This window comes from Natronolimnobius baerhuensis, from assembly GCF_002177135.1.
In the GTDB taxonomy this organism is placed as follows: Archaea; Halobacteriota; Halobacteria; order Halobacteriales; family Natrialbaceae; genus Natronolimnobius; species Natronolimnobius baerhuensis.
The window spans coordinates 1-16,452 of record NZ_MWPH01000001.1; the positions used below are offsets into that span (position 1 = coordinate 1).

19 protein-coding genes, 1 rRNA gene and 1 pseudogene are annotated in these 16,452 nt (G+C 60.3%); 10 read left to right on the forward strand and 11 right to left on the reverse strand.

Features of this window, described 5'->3' with window-relative positions; translation table 11 throughout:
- A 5S ribosomal RNA gene (gene rrf, locus B2G88_RS00005) occupies positions 1 to 113 on the forward strand; the annotation flags it as partial.
- 147 nt (positions 114 to 260) lie between these two features.
- Entirely contained in the window at positions 261 to 1,256 is a 996-nt protein-coding gene (locus tag B2G88_RS00010) for a hypothetical protein (protein ID WP_245835259.1), read from the forward strand.
- Between the two features lie 50 nt (positions 1,257 to 1,306).
- On the opposite strand, the gene ubaA is transcribed toward B2G88_RS00010, so the two are convergent.
- Positions 1,307 to 2,143 (reverse strand): SAMP-activating enzyme E1, encoded by an 837-nt coding sequence (ubaA, locus tag B2G88_RS00015; protein WP_087714265.1) that lies wholly within the window; start codon positions 2,141 to 2,143, stop codon positions 1,307 to 1,309.
- 76 nt (positions 2,144 to 2,219) lie between these two features.
- Complete coding sequence (locus B2G88_RS00020; RefSeq protein ID WP_054862266.1) at positions 2,220 to 3,002, reverse strand: SDR family oxidoreductase; 783 nt, start codon at positions 3,000 to 3,002, stop codon at positions 2,220 to 2,222.
- Between the two features lie 161 nt (positions 3,003 to 3,163).
- Here B2G88_RS00020 and B2G88_RS00025 point away from each other — a divergent pair, with 161 nt between their 5' ends.
- A complete protein-coding gene (locus tag B2G88_RS00025; RefSeq protein WP_054862267.1) occupies positions 3,164 to 3,628 on the forward strand; it encodes an NUDIX hydrolase in 465 nt (154 codons plus the stop codon).
- A gap of 36 nt (positions 3,629 to 3,664) precedes the next feature.
- Here B2G88_RS00025 and B2G88_RS00030 read toward each other — a convergent pair whose 3' ends face one another.
- Together B2G88_RS00030 and B2G88_RS00035 are read right to left on the reverse strand one after the other, a co-directional pair.
- Positions 3,665 to 5,116, reverse strand: a complete 1,452-nt coding sequence (locus tag B2G88_RS00030) for a DUF402 domain-containing protein (protein WP_087713633.1) — start codon at positions 5,114 to 5,116, stop codon at positions 3,665 to 3,667.
- Complete coding sequence (locus B2G88_RS00035) at positions 5,113 to 5,496, reverse strand: DUF7532 family protein (protein ID WP_087713634.1); 384 nt, start codon at positions 5,494 to 5,496, stop codon at positions 5,113 to 5,115. Before B2G88_RS00035 ends, B2G88_RS00030 begins: the two co-directional genes overlap by 4 nt.
- Positions 5,497 to 5,611: 115 nt before the next feature.
- Here B2G88_RS00035 and B2G88_RS00040 point away from each other — a divergent pair, with 115 nt between their 5' ends.
- Both B2G88_RS00040 and B2G88_RS00045 read left to right on the forward strand, forming a co-directional pair.
- Positions 5,612 to 6,625, forward strand: a complete 1,014-nt coding sequence (locus B2G88_RS00040; protein ID WP_054862268.1) for a PrsW family intramembrane metalloprotease — start codon at positions 5,612 to 5,614, stop codon at positions 6,623 to 6,625.
- Between the two features lie 75 nt (positions 6,626 to 6,700).
- Positions 6,701 to 7,045: pseudogene (locus tag B2G88_RS00045) on the forward strand (hypothetical protein).
- A 24-nt stretch (positions 7,046 to 7,069) separates the two neighbouring features.
- Here the strand turns inward: B2G88_RS00045 and B2G88_RS00050 are convergent.
- Positions 7,070 to 7,675 (reverse strand): riboflavin synthase, encoded by a 606-nt coding sequence (locus B2G88_RS00050; RefSeq protein WP_054862269.1) that lies wholly within the window; start codon positions 7,673 to 7,675, stop codon positions 7,070 to 7,072.
- A 111-nt stretch (positions 7,676 to 7,786) separates the two neighbouring features.
- Here B2G88_RS00050 and B2G88_RS00055 point away from each other — a divergent pair, with 111 nt between their 5' ends.
- Entirely contained in the window at positions 7,787 to 8,038 is a 252-nt protein-coding gene (locus B2G88_RS00055; RefSeq protein ID WP_054862270.1) for a DUF7533 family protein, read from the forward strand.
- Here B2G88_RS00055 and B2G88_RS00060 read toward each other — a convergent pair.
- The 4 genes from B2G88_RS00060 to B2G88_RS00070 all read right to left on the reverse strand — a co-directional run bounded on the left by B2G88_RS00060 (position 8,035) and on the right by B2G88_RS00070 (position 11,713).
- Entirely contained in the window at positions 8,035 to 9,171 is a 1,137-nt protein-coding gene (locus B2G88_RS00060; RefSeq protein WP_245835261.1) for a M24 family metallopeptidase, read from the reverse strand. The two genes, B2G88_RS00055 and B2G88_RS00060, sit on opposite strands and share 4 nt — an antisense overlap.
- Positions 9,168 to 11,051, reverse strand: coding sequence for a UvrD-helicase domain-containing protein (locus B2G88_RS00065; RefSeq protein WP_087713635.1), 1,884 nt, complete (start codon positions 11,049 to 11,051; stop codon positions 9,168 to 9,170). The genes B2G88_RS00060 and B2G88_RS00065 overlap by 4 nt, the downstream gene beginning before the upstream one ends.
- Before the next feature lie 97 nt (positions 11,052 to 11,148).
- Complete coding sequence (locus B2G88_RS20215; protein WP_449406686.1) at positions 11,149 to 11,313, reverse strand: DUF7563 family protein; 165 nt, start codon at positions 11,311 to 11,313, stop codon at positions 11,149 to 11,151.
- Positions 11,314 to 11,530: 217 nt separating this feature from the next.
- Positions 11,531 to 11,713 (reverse strand): HVO_0416 family zinc finger protein, encoded by a 183-nt coding sequence (locus B2G88_RS00070; protein WP_087713636.1) that lies wholly within the window; start codon positions 11,711 to 11,713, stop codon positions 11,531 to 11,533.
- A gap of 282 nt (positions 11,714 to 11,995) precedes the next feature.
- Between B2G88_RS00070 and B2G88_RS00075 the strand changes: the two genes are divergently transcribed.
- The 3 genes from B2G88_RS00075 to B2G88_RS00085 all read left to right on the forward strand — a co-directional run bounded on the left by B2G88_RS00075 (position 11,996) and on the right by B2G88_RS00085 (position 13,633).
- Positions 11,996 to 12,226 (forward strand): hypothetical protein, encoded by a 231-nt coding sequence (locus B2G88_RS00075; RefSeq protein ID WP_054862271.1) that lies wholly within the window; start codon positions 11,996 to 11,998, stop codon positions 12,224 to 12,226.
- 83 nt (positions 12,227 to 12,309) lie between these two features.
- Positions 12,310 to 13,209: an acyltransferase gene (locus B2G88_RS00080; RefSeq protein ID WP_087713637.1), complete on the forward strand. Its 900-nt coding sequence runs from the start codon at positions 12,310 to 12,312 to the stop codon at positions 13,207 to 13,209.
- A 76-nt stretch (positions 13,210 to 13,285) separates the two neighbouring features.
- Positions 13,286 to 13,633: a DUF7577 domain-containing protein gene (locus tag B2G88_RS00085; protein ID WP_054862272.1), complete on the forward strand. Its 348-nt coding sequence runs from the start codon at positions 13,286 to 13,288 to the stop codon at positions 13,631 to 13,633.
- Between the two features lie 15 nt (positions 13,634 to 13,648).
- On the opposite strand, the gene B2G88_RS00090 is transcribed toward B2G88_RS00085, so the two are convergent.
- Entirely contained in the window at positions 13,649 to 14,401 is a 753-nt protein-coding gene (locus B2G88_RS00090) for a TraB/GumN family protein (protein ID WP_054862273.1), read from the reverse strand.
- A gap of 244 nt (positions 14,402 to 14,645) precedes the next feature.
- Between B2G88_RS00090 and B2G88_RS00095 the strand changes: the two genes are divergently transcribed.
- A complete protein-coding gene (locus tag B2G88_RS00095; protein ID WP_054862274.1) occupies positions 14,646 to 14,891 on the forward strand; it encodes a hypothetical protein in 246 nt (81 codons plus the stop codon).
- Between the two features lie 263 nt (positions 14,892 to 15,154).
- Here the strand turns inward: B2G88_RS00095 and prf1 are convergent, their stop codons facing one another.
- Positions 15,155 to 16,414 (reverse strand): peptide chain release factor aRF-1, encoded by a 1,260-nt coding sequence (prf1, locus tag B2G88_RS00100; RefSeq protein ID WP_054862275.1) that lies wholly within the window; start codon positions 16,412 to 16,414, stop codon positions 15,155 to 15,157.
- Between the last annotated feature and the right edge of the window lie 38 nt (positions 16,415 to 16,452).

Sequence of the window (16,452 nt, forward strand, 5' to 3'; positions counted from 1 at the left end):
CAGAGCGGCGAGGTGCCTCCCGTACCCATCCCGAACACGGAAGATAAGCTCGCCTGCGTATCGGTTAGTACTGGAGTGGGCGACCCTCTGGGAACGCGGATTCGCCGCCCCATTCATACTTTCATATTGCTTCATTGAGCAACAGCAGTGCTCTGTGGAGCTTTTTGTATGTATTTCGCAAATTTTTGTAAAAACACAGTCCCACTGTTCGGCTGAATCGAAACGTACTCCTGTCCGTTCTGGTGAGTGCAGATGGAAACGTGCGTTCACGGATAGAAAGTACCGAGACGGCCGGGGCAGTTCAACTGGCAGGATATCTCACACTCCTTGTGACGCCTGCTGCGTTGCTCGCCACTGCGATAGGCGCGTCGTCGGCTCACTCGAGTGCAACAATTGGGTTCGGAGTGGCAGTCGTCCTCGTGGGATCGGTTTCAGTCGTGAGTGAGCGAGGGCGGTTGTTTGAGACGGAACGAAGCGCACGAACGGGGACACAACAGGATGTTGGCACGGTTTTTGCCGTCGTGCTCGGGGCGGTGTGTACATATCTGTTGAGCGTCGCGGGTGGATTCGGGCCGGTTCTTGCGTCTGCGGTCGTCGGAGTTGGGGTTGGTATTGCCGTTCCGAGAATGGACTCTCAGGTCTACTGTGGTTCGTTTGTCGGGATGGTGTCGCCAGCAGTTATACCATCACTCGAGTATCTCGTCGTCGCGGGACTGATCGCTGGCGGGGTGTTCGTGGCGACGGACGAGGTGTTCGGTGGCGTTGGGGGAAAACTCGGGACGATTGCGCTGTGTGGGTGTGCTTCGATAGTGGCGCTGACTGGCCTTGAGTATGGTGCTGGTGGGGCACCAGCATGGGAGTTCGCGGCACTTGTTGTGCCGGTTGCGGTTGCTGGTGCAGTGGTGACTCTCCTGGTGAGTGTGCATCTCGGGTTTGGGGCCGTTGTCGGCTCTGGAGTCGTTGGTGTTGGTGCTAGTGTGGTCTTCCCACTGGCGAGTTCGGAACCAGCAGTTGGGACGATGCTCGCTGCCGTTGCATTCTGTGCGTCGTTTGTCGGAATGTCGAGCGTGACACGCCTCGAGATGCGCCACGTTGCACTTGCGGGTGGACTGTGTGGCCTCGTGTATCTCGTAACGATGCCGGCGTTCGACGGTGCCGGTGGAAAGCTAGGCACGGTTGCGTTTATCGCCTGTTTGGCGATGATTGGGGCGACCGAACTGGAAACGCACATCCGAACTCGTCTCGCTCGAGACTGACCTCACGGAACCGTCATGGGGACACCAGAACTGACGGACACTGGTCGGGATCAGTCGGCTGATAACGAGCAGGTTCCCTCGTAGGTTGCATCCTCAACAGATGTGATTTCGGGGTCATCACCACAGACTGGACAGGCTGGATTCTGCTTGATTTCGACCGGTTCGAAACTCATATCCATTGCATCGTACATAAGAAGGCGCCCCTCGAGCAGGTCACCCGTGTCGAGGAGGTATTTGACGACTTCGGTGGCCTGGATGCAACCGATGGTACCGGGGAGGACGCCGAGGACGCCGGTTGTCGCACAGTCTGCGACGGTGCCGGGTTTGGGGGCTTCGGGGAAGAGACAGCGATAGCAGGGGGGCCTCGAGTCGCCGGTACGAGCGTTCGAGAAGGTGGTGACCTGCCCTTCAAAGCGATAGATAGCGCCATGGGAGAGAGGGGTTTCGGTGAGGACGCAGTGGTCGTTGAGCAGGTACCGGGTGGGGAAGTTATCGCTTGCGTCGAGGACGATATCGTAGTCGGCGACGAGATCGTCGACGTTCGATGGGGAGAGGCGTGTTTCGTGTGTCTCAACGTCGATGTCTGGGTTGAGTGCGGTGACGTAGTCGGCTGCACTGTCGACTTTCGGGCGGCCGACGTCGGCATCTGCGTGGATAATCTGGCGTTGGAGATTCGAGCGTTCGACGGCGTCGTCGTCGACGATACCGAGGCGGCCGACTCCGGCTGCGGCCAGGTATTGGATTGCCGGCGAGCCGAGGCCGCCTGCGCCGACGACGAGGACGCTGCCCTCGAGGAGGCGTTGTTGTCCGTCGGGGCCGATTTCGTCCATGATGACGTGTCTCGAGTAGCGCTCGAGTTGGGTTGCGTCGAGGCGAAGGTCGCTCATGGGCGGGTCTTGGGCTGAGAGTGTCAAAAAGTCGCGGGTCGATTCCATCGAGTGTGGATAGGAGTCACTGACTGTCTCAGCTGGTCTTGTCGCTGTGGGTTGCCATCCACGCGTTCCAGGATGTCGTCCCAACAGTCCGGTTAGGACAGGTTGCCGCTCCGGCACGAAAGCCGGACGCGACTGCCCCTGGAAGCGGGAGTCGGATAATCGGTCGCCAGTGCCCGTGTTCCGCACGGTAGGCTCGAGCGAGGTCGCCGAGTGAGTGAACGTGCGGGCCACCGAGTGGGGCACATCGGCCGTGAGGCTCGAGTGTTACGTAGTCTGTGAGTGCAGTGCCAGCCTCATCGACAGCGATGGGCTGAAGTTGGAACGCCGTTGGCAACGGCCACACGGGCAGACGAGCTATTGTCGACAGCAGGTCGAAGACGAACGAGTGAAACTGCGTGATGCGAACGATTGTCGATGGAACAGGACTCGACTCGATAGCCCGTTCAGCCGCCAGTTTGTGCTCGTAGTACGAGTACGGAATTTGATCAACACCAACGATAGAGACGTAGACGAAATTCGAGACGCCGCTGTCAGCAGCCGCCTCGAGAAGTCGTTCGGTGCCGCGAACGTCGACTGCCTCGCTATCACCCCGCGGTGCTGTTGCGGCATGGACGACAATATCGACGCCCTCGAGTGCCCGCTCGAGGCCAGTGCCGTCGGTGAGGTCGAGTGTGACCCACTCGTCAGCAGTTTCTGGAGGTGGTGATCGGCTTGCGGCTCGCACTGTCAGTCCGTCTGCGGCGAGTTCTGGTCGAAGTGTTTGACCGAGCGTCCCAGTCGCCCCAGTGAGGAGTACGTGCGGTTCAGCCATACGGGATATACTGTCAATAGGGTATAAAGTATTGGTGTATAAGGGTGTTGGCGTCGAATATACAACGAGATAGTGAGACTGTGGCAGTCACTAAGGTCCCTTAGTCTCATCCAATTACATTGGGGCGCTGTTTTAAGTATGAGGGCGTGGGAAATAGTTGTATGTCTGATGTAACGTACGTCCCCAAAGCGTGTGCGTACATTACCCGCCACACGGGTGAACTGCTGGTCTTCGACGGCCCAGGCCACGATGGAATCCAGATTCCGAAAGGAACGCTCGAGGACGGCGAATCGCCTCGAGATGGACTCTTTCGTGAAGTCATGGAAGAGACTGGCCTCTGTACGTTGACCGCACCGACGCATCTCACGACCGACGTCTGGACGCGCCGCGAGTCGCCGCCGCGACGCTACGTGCGCCACTTCTATCACGCAACCGTACACGAATCGCGCGACAGGTGGACACACACCGTGACTGACGGCGGCGAGGAACACGGTGCCGAGTTCGATCTTTACTGGATTCAGCCTTCGACGGCCCAGACACGGGAGTTTGCGCTGGACCTCGATGACTACATCCACTTCCTACCGTCGTATACGCCAGCCGACCGCGTTGTCTCGGCCTCGGACTAACTGTCCGGATGCTCTCTCTGAGCGCTTGGTATCGACCTATGGCGACAGCGCGCGCTCGACTGCTTCAGCCACGCTCGTTGCCTTCTCTGCCAACGTCTCGGAGACGAGTCCATCCGAAACGGCGGCCTCGAGTTCGTCAGCATCGACGATTTCGACGGTGCCATCGGGCGTCCGAATCACGTCGATATAGAGATCGACGTATCGCGCTTCGTCCGGGAAGAGTTCGACCGGCGTACAGATGTTGACGTAGGTTCCCTTCGTCGAGTCGTCCGCCGCCTTGTACGTCGTCGGATACCACCACCGGCCCTCGCGGAACTTCGTCACCGCGACGTCACCATCTTCTTTGGGCACCTCGAGTGCATCGTAGGAGCCACCGCCGCGCATCGACCGCTCGAGTGTGAGCGAGCCGTCCGCGTCCCAGTTGGTGACCTCGCCGCGTCCGAGCGAGATGTGTCGCCCGTCGGGCTTGCCATGGCCAATTGCGAGGCGGTCCCCCGCGGTTGGCCCGAACTGCTGTGAGACGGCGTCAAACGGGAACGCCTCGTCGTCCGTTCCTGCGGTGCTGTCGTCGACGGTCGAGCCAAGAATCCCCTCCGCGAAATCAACGGCTGCACTCGCTGCTCGATCCGCGGCTTTCGTCCGATGGTGGCCGGGCATCGTTGTCTCGACCTGTCGGCGCTCACTATCAAGTTCGAATCGTGACTCGCGGCCAAACCAGCACCACGCCGTCGTTTGCGGCGTCGCTAGCTCTTTCGGCTCGCCATCCGAGGGACTCTCGGGCGCGTCGGCGAGCGCGCCCTCGAGTGCGGTCGCTCGCTCAACCGCCTGCTCGAGCGCGGTTCTCATTGCCTCAAGGTCGGCGTCGAATGCGCTGTGTTCCCAGTACAGCCCCCACCCGTCCGGAACCGACGGCGAGAGCAGGTCGGTCATGCCGACGAGTTCGGTTGCGCGTTCGCCTCGCCCGGCCGCCGAGATGCCGGTTCGATCCTGCGAGAGCGAGCAGAGTCCCCCCTGAATCTCGAGTGTTGGCTGGACCCGGGGATCGTCGTCGGTCCACGGCGGCGTCGGCTCATCGATCTGGACGCGGTACTGGTTGGCCTCGTCGACGTAGCCATCGACGTCGTCGTAGGGCAGGTAGCCACGCCGGCCGTCGCCGAGGTCCACCGTCGCACCGCCACCGCCCCCGGCGTCGATCACCTCGGCGTCGAACACCGCACCGCGCGGGGCGTCGTCGTCCCAGCGGAACGTGTCGATTTCGAGGTCCTCGAGGTCGGCGAGGACGGTTTCGACCGCCTCGCGGTCACCGGAGACCTCGAGTCCCTGCCGGTCGCGCGTCGTTTCGATACGAACGTCGGCTGGTGCGGTCTCGAACCCGTCATCGAAGCGTTCCTGAATCGGGTCCGAGGCCTGGACGACCTCGAGACCGTTTCGCTCGAGGCGGTGGGTGATCGCGGTGGTGTAGATCCCGCGGACGCGAACCGTCGTCATTGGAGTGTCTCGCGGTTGGCCGCGAACCGGACCCGGTCGTGAATCGTCGGGCCAAGCGTCAGTTCGACGTACTCCTCGTCTGCATCGAGGATCCGGCCATCCTCGACGAACGCGCCCCACGTCTCGAAGCGCAGCCAGCCCCGCATCTCGGCTGCGTGTGTCGTCACGTCGAGAGAGTCAACCGAGTGCTCGGGAAACTCCGCACTCGAGTGAGCCATATCCATATCCGAGTAGACCGTATCGTGCCGGTCGAAAAAGTCCGCAAGCGCGTTTGCGTCGGCGTCTACTGCCTCCGCGATTGCCGTCGAGGCCGCCTCGAGATCTTCGGTCTCGAGGCCGACGGCGCGCAGCGCCTGTTGCGTTCGCTGGTCGAAGTGCATAGGCGACGATTGGCGCGAGGAAACTTTGCTGTGTGGATTCTCGTACAGTGGTCACAACGTCGTGGGACGGCCGTTCGGACCGAACGCTTACCGGAACGGCGAGTGTAGGGCCAGTATGGCGCGCAAGCGCGACCCGGTTGAGCAAGCAAGCGACGAGTCGCGGGACCTCTATGAAGTCTCGACGTGGGAGCCGCGGTCGACGCTGGATCGCCTCTCGGCGGTCGTGTACGCGCTACTCAACTACGGCTTTCATGGCATCGTCGTCGGCGTCGCGCTCATCATCACCCTCGTGTTGCTCGTCCAGCCAGGGGTTCTGATTCTCGAGGATCCGGCGCTTGGCCTCTTCTTCGGGCTGTCGGTCGTCCCCGCAGCATTGCTGGCGGGCTTCATCTGGTATACGGATATCACGTCGAACGAGCCGTTGAGCCTCCTCGTGGCGACGTTTGTGCTGTCGATCCTCTTTGCGACGTTTGCCGGTGTCGTCAACACGTATACGCAGCCGTACTTTCAGGCGATTCCGTTGGTCGGACTCGTCCTCTATTTCTTCCTAATCGTTGGCCCCGTCGAAGAGGTGGTGAAGCTGCTTGCGGTCCGAATCTTTGCCTATCGAAGCGACTCCTTTGATGCGGTCATCGACGGTGCAGTCTACGGCGCGGTCGCCGGCCTCGGCTTTGCGGCGTTCGAAAACATGCTCTACATCTCTGCTGAAGTTGCGACGGCAGATGCCAGCCCGTTCGCGGCGGCAACTGGAATTACGACCGTGCGGGCGCTGGTCGGCCCCGGCCACGTCATCTTTTCGGCAATCGCTGGCTTCTATCTCGGCCTCGCGAAGTTTAATCCCGACAAGGCCGGTCCAATCGTCGTCAAAGGACTCCTCGTCGCAGCGGTCGTCCACGCAATGTACAACGTCACCGTCGGAATCATCCCCGACGCCATCGCCACGCTGTACCCGATCAGTTTCGGGATGGCGTTTATCGCCTACGTGATCCTCTATGACCTCGCCGTCGGCTACTACCTCTACCGGAAGATTGCTCGATACCGGCGAACCTACCGCGAGGTCAGAGACGATACCGGCGACCCACCAGCGGCCGAACTCACGGAGTTTGACCCACCAAATCGACAACCCTGACTGCATTCCACATCCGTCCTACTGACAGGGACACTCAGGAGAACATATATTTCACTGGAAACGGAATTGTCGCATATGGTTCTCGCCTCGCTCGTCGCATTTGTTGTTGCACTGCTCGCCGGTGGACTGGCGATCTATATCGGTGCGGCAGTCATCGTCGACGCCGACGACTACGGCCACGCGGTCGTAACTGCCCTCTTCGGTGCGATTGCCTAGGGGCTTACATCCTGGATCCCACTAATTGGCCTCTTTATCGCCCTGTTCGCCTGGATCTGGGTCATCAACTGGCGTTACCCCGGCGGGTGGGGCGCTGCAGCAGCTATCGGAATTGCTGCCTGGGTTTCCGCCCTCGTAATCCTGTTCGTGCTCAATGCCATTCTCAACCTCGGCGTTGGCGCGTTCGGCGTCCCCGGTGCCTAAACCGAATCGGCTCACAAAAATCGCTTACTCGAATCGCGCTTCTAACAGTCGCTCGACGTACTTCGAGAGTACGTCGACCTCGAGGTGAACCGGATCGCCCGGCTCTTTGTCCGATAGCGTCGTCAACTCGTACGTTGTGGGGATAATAGCGACTGTAACAGTCCCCGCTGTGGTGTCCAGATCGGCGACAGTCAGACTGATCCCATCCAACGTGATCGATCCCTTTTCGACGACATAGCGGGCGTACCCCTCGGGAAGGTCAAACTCGAAGAACCAGTCTTCGTCGACGGATTCGATAGCCGTCACCGTCGCGACCGCATCGACGTGACCCTGGACGACGTGGCCGTCGAATCGCCCATCAGCCGGCATCGCTCGCTCGAGGTTGACCTGGTCGCCGACCTCGAGGTCGCCCAGATACGTCCGCTCGACGGTTTCGGTTGCGAGAAAGACTTCGAACCAGGAGCCGTCCTCGAACTGTTCGACCGTGAGACACGCACCGCTGACACTGATGCTCTGGCCGTGTGTCAGCCCCGTCGCGACCGACTCCGCGCCAATGCGAAGCCGAAGGCCGTCGTCCGTCCGTTCGCGTGCTGCAATCTCGCCGGTCTCCTCGACGATTCCCGTGAACATACGCGGAGATACCAGCCCACAGCTAAAGACGTTCTGAATCCGAGACGCATCACAGTTCCGTGATAACCGTAGTCGGCGGCCTTTTGAGAGTTGCCACACTACCACGCAGCAATGGCCGGTCTCATCGAGACGATCAAGTTCGCCGGTGTCCTCATCTTCGCCATTCCAGCCGCACTTGCCGGCCTCGAGTTCCTGCTCGTTCGCGGACAGACACTCGTCGGCGTCGGATTACTCGGCCTCGCGGTTGGACTCCTTGTGCTCCAGCGGTATCTGACGACACCCGGCGATTTGCCGGGAATTGCCGCGAAACGCGCTGTTGGTTCGATGACTGACGACGAGACACCCGACGACGACCGTCCTTAATCAGTAAGTGCCGCTGGTTCGAGCGACCGCGAGGGTGACTCGAGCCACGAGACGCTCCCGTCGTGCTTTGCGAGCACGTCTGCGAGTCGAAGCCACGACCCGTCCGCGAGTTCGACTGCCGCCTCGAGACAGATTACAGTTCCCGGTTCGACCAACTCGCCGCCGTCAGATGGTCGTTCAGTCGGCTCAAGGCCGATTCCCGACACTCGTGTCTCGATCCCGTCGTCTTCACCAAAGGCTCGGATCTCGGCCTCGAGGTCGGCTTCGACGGCTCGAATCGATTCGGAATCGGCAGTGAGCATGGACTGACTCGAGCGAAACGCCTGCGTGAGTGCAACGTGGGCGCGTCGCTCGCGGCCACCGTCGCTGTCGACGACGAACGTCCGGACGAGTCGGCCGTGATAGCCGTCAGGCCCCTGTGGCGACACCGAGACAGTGATCGGCTCGCCAGGACGAAGCGGGTCGGTTGACTCGCGGGCTGGCCCCTGACGCACTACCGAGTTGTCGGCGGGAAACGCTCCCGATGAGATGATTGCCTGATCGAGTGCCACCCGAAGGTGCTCAGCGGTGATTGGTTCTCCATCTCGCTCGAGTTGGCCATCAGAAACGGTTGCATCCGCGAGAATCGCAGCTCCACGGCGAATCCCGGCACTCGCAGCCGCCTGTGTCGTCTCGGTGTTTGCACGCTCGGCGGCGGTCTTTGTCGTGCGAGCGCGCTCGAACACATCGCTCGAGGCGAGTGTCAGTCCCGCCGCCTCGAGATACAGCGCCGCGTCGTAGGGGATCGTCGCCGGTGTCAGGACCGTCCCCTCACCGTGTCGGTCGACAAGTGTCTCGCCGAGTGCCGTCGCTGGATGTGTGTTTGTCTCGGTGGCATCGAAAACAGCCCACTCCGTGCCATCGTAGCCGAGTGCAACGACCCGATTCTCGGTTCCGTCGTGTTGACCCACGAGCGCCGACAGACAGTACTGTCCGACCGGCGTCTGCGCCGCTTCGACGGCGACGGCGGCACACGCCTCACGGTCTGCGAGCGTTTCGTCGATGACGGACTCGAGGTGGCCTCGGCGCTTCCGGTTTCGTTCAGTTCCCTCGCGGGAACCGCGGTCAGCGTCGTCCATCGCCCCGTCAGTCACGGCGCTTCGGCTTCGATTTCGTCGCTGTCACTCTCGCTTTCGTCCGCGTCGACAGGCTGTTGGGCCTCCTCGACCAGGTCCTCGAGTGGCTCATCGGAGAGTTCGTTCTTCAAGAGGACGTCGATTGGCAGCGTTGGCGCGCCATCGACGAGATTCTCGAGGAGGACGAGTCGTTCGCGGGCGCGAGACATGCCGACGTAGAAGACACGTCGTTCGTTGTCGGTGAGGACGGGAACGGGCGAGGTCGTTTTGGTGAACTCCTCGATGCCGGGAACGCCTTCAGGGTCGTCCACGGTCGCGACCATCTGCTCGACGACCTTCTCGGTGAGGTCGGTGCCGACGATGACGTGGTCGGCTTCACGACCCTTCGCGGAGTGGATGGTGCCGACACGGACGCGGTCGGTTTCCATCCCGTGGTACTCACCGATTGCGAAGTACGAGCGAATGCTCTTTTTCTGGAAGTTCGTTACCTTGCGGACCATATCGGCCGCAGAGGCCGTATCGGGCATGAATGGCGCGTGGTCTTTGATGACGCGGGAGGGAATCATCAGTTCCTGCAGGTCCTCGATACCGGCTTCCTCCTGGCGTTCGTCAATCGTATCGAACAGATCGTCGCGTTCGTTCGTGCCGAACGCCGAGTCCTGCAACATATCCGCGAGTCGACGAGCCTGCAGGCCGGTCACGTCGTCGCCGTCGTCGATTGCTTCAACCGCACGGACGTATTGGGTCAGTCGATCCGTCCACATCCGCTGGTCGGTCAGCGAACTGAACGGGACGCCCTCGGTGATGAACTCATCGATAAACTGGAACATCTGATAGCGCGCCCGGAACAGGACCATCACCGATCCCTCGCTTTCGACGAGCGTCCGGCGAACGTTGCGAACCACATCGAGCATCGAGGCGTTCGCTCGAGCCTCGACTGCACCGCCTTCCTTACGCGGTTTCAAGTCTTTATCCTGGCGCTGATCGATGTGTCGAATCTCCTGATTGACGGCGTTGAGCACGTTCGAGGGCAGTCGATAGGAGTTCGGGAGAATAATGTCGTCGTCGACTTCTTCCTCGAGCAAGAGCGCGGGGTCGGCACCCTGCCAGGAGTAAACGACCTGGTCGTCGTCGCCGGCGATCAGGACCTGCTCGACGTGTGGTTTCCATTCCTCGTAGACGTCGTACTGCAACGTTGTAATGTCCTGAAACTCGTCGATCACCAGATAGTCGACGCTTGGAATCAGCGAGCGCTGTTTGACGCGCTCGAGCATGTCTGCGAAGCCGATTTTTCCCTGTTCGCCCTTGTAGGTGCGCCAGCCACGAATCGCTTCGGGGACGTCGATCCGGTCGTCGTCGCTTGGCCACGTCGGCGTGTACTTGTTGCCTTCCTGGGCGTTCGAGTCGATTTCCGGTGGGAGGCGAACCTCCTCTTCGTCCCACTGGAAGGGGACGTCGTACCAGTCCGAGACGTCACGACTCGTTCGCTGGAGCCACTGACTGGTTGCGATAATCTTGTTTCCAATCGTTGTCGACCGTGCTGTTCGGCGACCAGCACCCGAGTACTCGTCTTCGAACTCGAGGCCGAACTCCTCACAGAACTCCTCTTTCTCGGATTCGCCGATGACGTCGCTGCGAGAGAGATCCAGTAGATCGTACGCCTTCGCGTGCATCGTACAGACGTTGCCCTGTAGTGCACGTGGGCTCTCGTCAAGTCGTTCAGCCAGTCGTTCACGAACCTCCTGTGCGGCCGCTCGCGTGTACGAGACGACGAGGATATCCCGGAACGTCACGCCATCCTGCTCGAGAATTTCTTCGACGTGATCCAAAAGGGCGGTCGTCTTCCCGCTTCCCGGACCACCGAACAACCGGGTAACCTTCGTCTCCGTGGTAGCCATTGTACCCATTCAAGGGCGCAACACTCTTAAGTGACGTGGGTTCTTTCTGACGTAATTCCATCCGGTATGATATGAACAAAACACCTCGCGAGCCTTCCTACGACGACGGATTTCGCGGGGAACGCGCGCGTCGAATCTCTGCCCCATCACGAATTTTATCCTGGCAATCTGGGCACACACGCGGGTTATCGACCCCGCGTGGCGTAAACACGCGAGCGTACGCATCGGTGACAAACGAGCCACAGTTCTGACATTCTGGCATAGTTACTCAGTTGACCTATTCTCCCATACTCCATTATAATTGTATCGTTGATGGTTATTAGAACAGGCTAAAACACTCGCACAATAAACCGAATGAGGACTCGAGATCCCGACCGCGAATCGATACCTCGAGGTGGTTGTCTAGTAACAACTGAAACTGTTTCACACCAATCGCATCGCTGTCGTTCGATTGGGTGTGTATTGACTTTCAGTGGCTACTATAGTCTCGGATCCCACCCACAGACGGTACAGGAACTGGCAGACGAATCGTGAAGTCCGCCACAGTCTGGACACTGTTTCTTATTATACTCTTGTTCCCAGCCGACCTCTTCGACAGAGTGACCGCGGTCAGTGAGGAACTGGTCAAACGCGTCGTCGGCATCAGTGGGTGAGGATGCCATGGGCGTGACAATGTCTTACACAGTATTAAACCATTGGGTTGGTACGAGAGACTGCCACATGATTGGGTACTAGTAACACACTGTGTCGTGACTATTCGATACAGAGAAGCGTTTGAAACAGTGACTTCCACCCCTACAGCGCCATTTGACGTTCCGGGCACCTGCCTGTGACACTGTTCGGCCCCGTTCCGTCGAACTCCTGTCGGTCGGACTGGTCGACGGGAGATGTGTCCATCTCACCTCGAGCGAACCTTTCTTTACAGGCCGCCTCGGAGATATCGTATGGACGACGCTCGTGACCGCGAGCCCGAGCGGGTGTTACTCGCCGTCCTCGGCGCTGTCATCGTTGGACTCCCACTTGCGATTACGCAACTCGAGGTGAGTCCCCATCGCTTTACCCCGGGGACGGCCGTCGTGAGCGCGTTGCTTCTGATTGGTGCAGTTGCGGCCCCTGCGCTGTTGTTTTCTCGCTGGCAGGCCGCAGAGCCGTCACTCGAGCAGCGTCGGCGATGACAGCGTTGGCGGTTCATTACTCAGAACCGGCACGCCAAACGCACAACCGAACCCCTATCAACTCTGCGGGCAATAGCCCGCATATGACAAAGCGGTACGTCTCGCTCCCCGATGCGGCTGAAGCGGGGATGCGTGAGTTTATCGATGAGGTCGACCGCCGACTCTCGGGCGACGAGGACACCTGCTCGGTCGTCGAGGACGTCCTGATCGACCTTTCGGGCGACCGTGAGGCTTACGAGCGCTGGCAGGCAGGCGAGGACGTCTCAGCCGCCGAGCGCGTCCGCTTACAGAGTTACGATCCCTGTAACACGACCCTCGAGAGCGAGTACTACGCTGAAAAGGACGAAGACGTGTTCCGGCGCTCGAAACACCTCCAGTGGCTCTGGCGGCAGTTCGATAGCCTGCCAATCGCGGACAACGTCGAATTTGCCCTGCGATTCCGACGGATGCTCGCGGACCATCTATTCGAGGAGTGTGGCGAGAACTGCCGATTTTTCAAGGGGATTACGTTCACCTACGGCCACAACATTACGATTGGTGACAACACGATTGTCCACGACGAGGTGCATCTGGACGACCGCGGCACGCTCACCATCGGCGACCGCGTCTCAATCTCTGACGGCGTCCACATCTACAGCCACGACCATGACGTCGTCGACCAGACCGACGTCCGCAACTACCACACCCAGATCGAAGACGACGTGCGCCTGACCTACGACTCGATGGTTCGAGCGGGCAACAAAGTCGGCGAAAACGCCATCGTCGGCGCACGTGCAATCGTCCAGCACGATGTCCCTGCACACCACATCGCCGTTGGCATGCCGGCACAGAGCGTCAAAATCAAACCCGGCTGGGAAGACGATGCAACCTCACTCGAGGATGCCGGCGTCAATCGACAGGCCGAGCGTCGACTCGAGTATGACTTGCCCGAGAATCTCGAGGTCTTCGATGAGTTCCAGCGCGACCTCCAGTCCTCACAGTAAGTCACAGTCGCCAGACTGTCTGTTCAACCGCTGAAACGGGCAATATCCAAGTGGACTGAGAACGTATGTCACACCGATGGAGCTCTGGGGATGGCTCATCGGTTACGTCCTGTTGTTCGCCTGTCTCCACCTGGGGCTGTACTACGTGTACGTCCGTCGCGAAAGTGACCACGGCGACGCGACGGATCAGTCACAGACGCCATCCCTCACGGATCCCAACCGGATGCAATCACAGACTGCGCCCCGGGCTGACCGGTATCCACCCCGGCCAGAGGAGTACGGCGACCGGGATGAACCCGACGAATCCGCGCCTGACCGCTCACTCGAGGGCGAGACGATCCGGTGTCCACACTGTGGCGCGACCAACGCGGCCGATCCAACATATACGTACTGCTGGCGCTGTATCTCAATGCTTCGGCAGTAATCGTCGGCGCTCGAGTTACTCCTGTTCTAGCGTCTCAGCCAGCGTCTCGAGGTGGTCGACACCAACGACTGCGACGACGTCGCCGTCGGTGTCTGCGCGGAGTTCCGCGAGTCGGTCACTCATACAGCGTTCGCGTGTTTCGTCTCGATAGGCGAGTGCACTGCCGTCGGTATCGACACTGCCGAGTAGTGCCTGGACGGTTGCGACGTGGCCGCGTTCGTGGTCGGCCTGTTCGGCCGGCGAATCGTCGTGCGAACACTCGTACTCGATTGGGTCGTCGTAGGCCACCGTCATCGACGTCGCATGGTTCAGCGTCGCAGCAACGCGACAGGTCAGTGCCTCTCGAGTCGCACCACTGAGACTCGAGATGACGCGTCTGGCGGTTGCTGCCGAGGCACGGTCGGCGACCAGGCGCGCAACGACACGGCGGAGGAACGACCAGTTCGGCGCGTCAATGCCGACGACGTCGGCGTCAGTGGCACGGATCGCGGCACTCATCTCGCCACCAAAGCGCGGTGGACCCTCATCCGCGTCAGTATCGTCGGCGTACGTCCGATACAATGCCACCGCGGCCGGGGGTAACTCGAGAGCGAGTGTGTCGGGGTCGACGGCCTCGAGGACACGTTCGACACGGCCAACGCTCGCGGGGTGGTCATGGACGACACCGAGGAGGTAGCAATTCCCAGCAGCACCGCCGATATGTCGGCAGTACTCTGGGGTAATACGGGGGTCAGCAAGCGATTCGAGGAGGGGCGGGGACTCTGCCATCGGTCGGATAGTAATACGAGACTACCGGCATAACCCTTCTGTTGTCTGGGCGTATGGGGTGCCTACCGGAGCGGTAATTACGCATGTGCCGGTGATCACCGAACAGTCTCAGCCTACCGGTGCGTAACCTCGCCGTAGGTGTGTTTAACGGTTTGAACAGTTTATTGGGGTCCCCGTCTCGGTTGTCGATAGCGTAGTCACTGGTCGCCGTCGCCGACGGTGGCCGTGAGTCCAACCAGAGCCAATGACACGCGAGATGATTACGAGCGAGGAAGAAGGAAAACGCGTCCTGAACACCGATGGGACACCGGTCGGCCGCATCGTCGAGGTCCGCGATGGACGGGCGTACGTCAATCCCGATCCGACGCTGACGGAGACGATCAAAGCCAAACTTGGCTGGGGAACGGCCCCAGACGACGCCCACCCACTCGACGGCGGGAGCATCGAGAAGATCACGGACGATGCGGTCCATCTCCGTGGAACGCTCTGATCGCGTTCGCGAACGTGTAACGCAGCAGAAAACGCATCACAGTCCTGACCCAACGGTCAGTTGGCGAGGATGTGGGAATCACTGTCGTTGCCATCGACGTCCCCCGTTTGGCCTACTCGTGCCCTCCTCGCCGCAGCATCCACTCCGATCTTGTTGCCCGATCACCGCCTCCCACACCTGCCTCGGTGTGCGGTTGTAACTGCGTCTGTTGTCACAGCACCAACTCTCGAGTACCGTCCGTGAAAAGAGGGTGAGCGGTCGCCTTAGACGCCTGTCGAGTAGCGGAGAATGCCGGCAAAGCCGCCAAAGGCGTTGTAGAGCTGCTCGCCTTTCTCGAAGTCAGTCGAGATGAACTTCGTTTCGGTGCCGCGCTGTTCGGCGATTTCGATCAGGTGGTCGATAGCGTCCTCGCGGTCGTCGTCAGTTGCATCGACCTCACTCCCACAGTCGCTACAGGAGTGTTCGGGCGTGGACTTTCGGCGGTCGACAACCTCGCGGTCCGTATTCCCACACTCCTCACAGTCGTAGGTGATAACGTCCTTCCGGAGGTCTTCGCTGATGAGCAGTCGGTCGACTGCACCCATAATGAGGTTCTGGCGAGTCTGGTCAAATCCGTAGGTCGCCTGGTTGCCAGCGTTGAGTTCCTCGAAGAACTCCTCCATCTGCTGTTTGTCCTTGATAACCTCCGCATCCGCGAGTGCGTCTTCTGCGTTATCGACGAGGTCGTGCAGTCCCGACTCGTCCGTGTAGGCGACGTCGAACTTGCCGATGACGTTATCCTGAATCTCGTGGTGGAGATAGTCCCCGTCGAGGAACTCGTCTTTCGTCGGCGAGGGGCCACCGACAAGAATCCCATCGAGTTCGTGGCGCTTGGGAACGAACAGATCGTTTGCCATCCCCGCGACCTCCTGATAGAAGTTGTCGATTGCCTCGAGGCGCAGTCGGGCGAAACGCTGGGCGGACTGACCACCTTTGCGCTGCTTGCCGGGGACAAGCGAGGAGGCGGACTTGACCGGCTCGACGCGCTTGCCCTTCAGCCAGCCAACGTTCGCTTCGCGTCGGTCGAGGACGACGAGCCCGTAGAGGCCCTTGTCCGCGAGCATCTCCTCGAGTGGCTCCGTCAGAAAGTCCGAGTCACAGTGATAGCGGAAGGATTCGACGGGTTGGGGCGGGCTCTCGAGGACTTTCGTGACCATCTCGGTGCGGCCGCCGCCGGAGTCGACAGCACCCGAGAACAGAACCAGCCCGTTGTCGGGCGGGTAGGTGTCGAAGTAGCGAAGCCGGTCTTTGATGCTCGTGAGGGCATCCTGGACGGCCGTTCGCGTCTGTTTTGACTTGATGTTGGCCGCTTCGCTGTGTTCCTGAGTTACGTGTGCAACGACGTCACTGACCTGTCGGTCGTCGGGAACGTAGATCGTTACGAGTTGTGTTCCGGAGCCGTCGAAGTCCTTGAGATCCTCGATTACCTTCCGGAACTCGTACTTTTTCCGGTCGGATTGCTCCTGCTCACCCTCCTGGCTCATTAGCCGTACAAAACGGTGCTGTGGCTAAGTATTCTTTG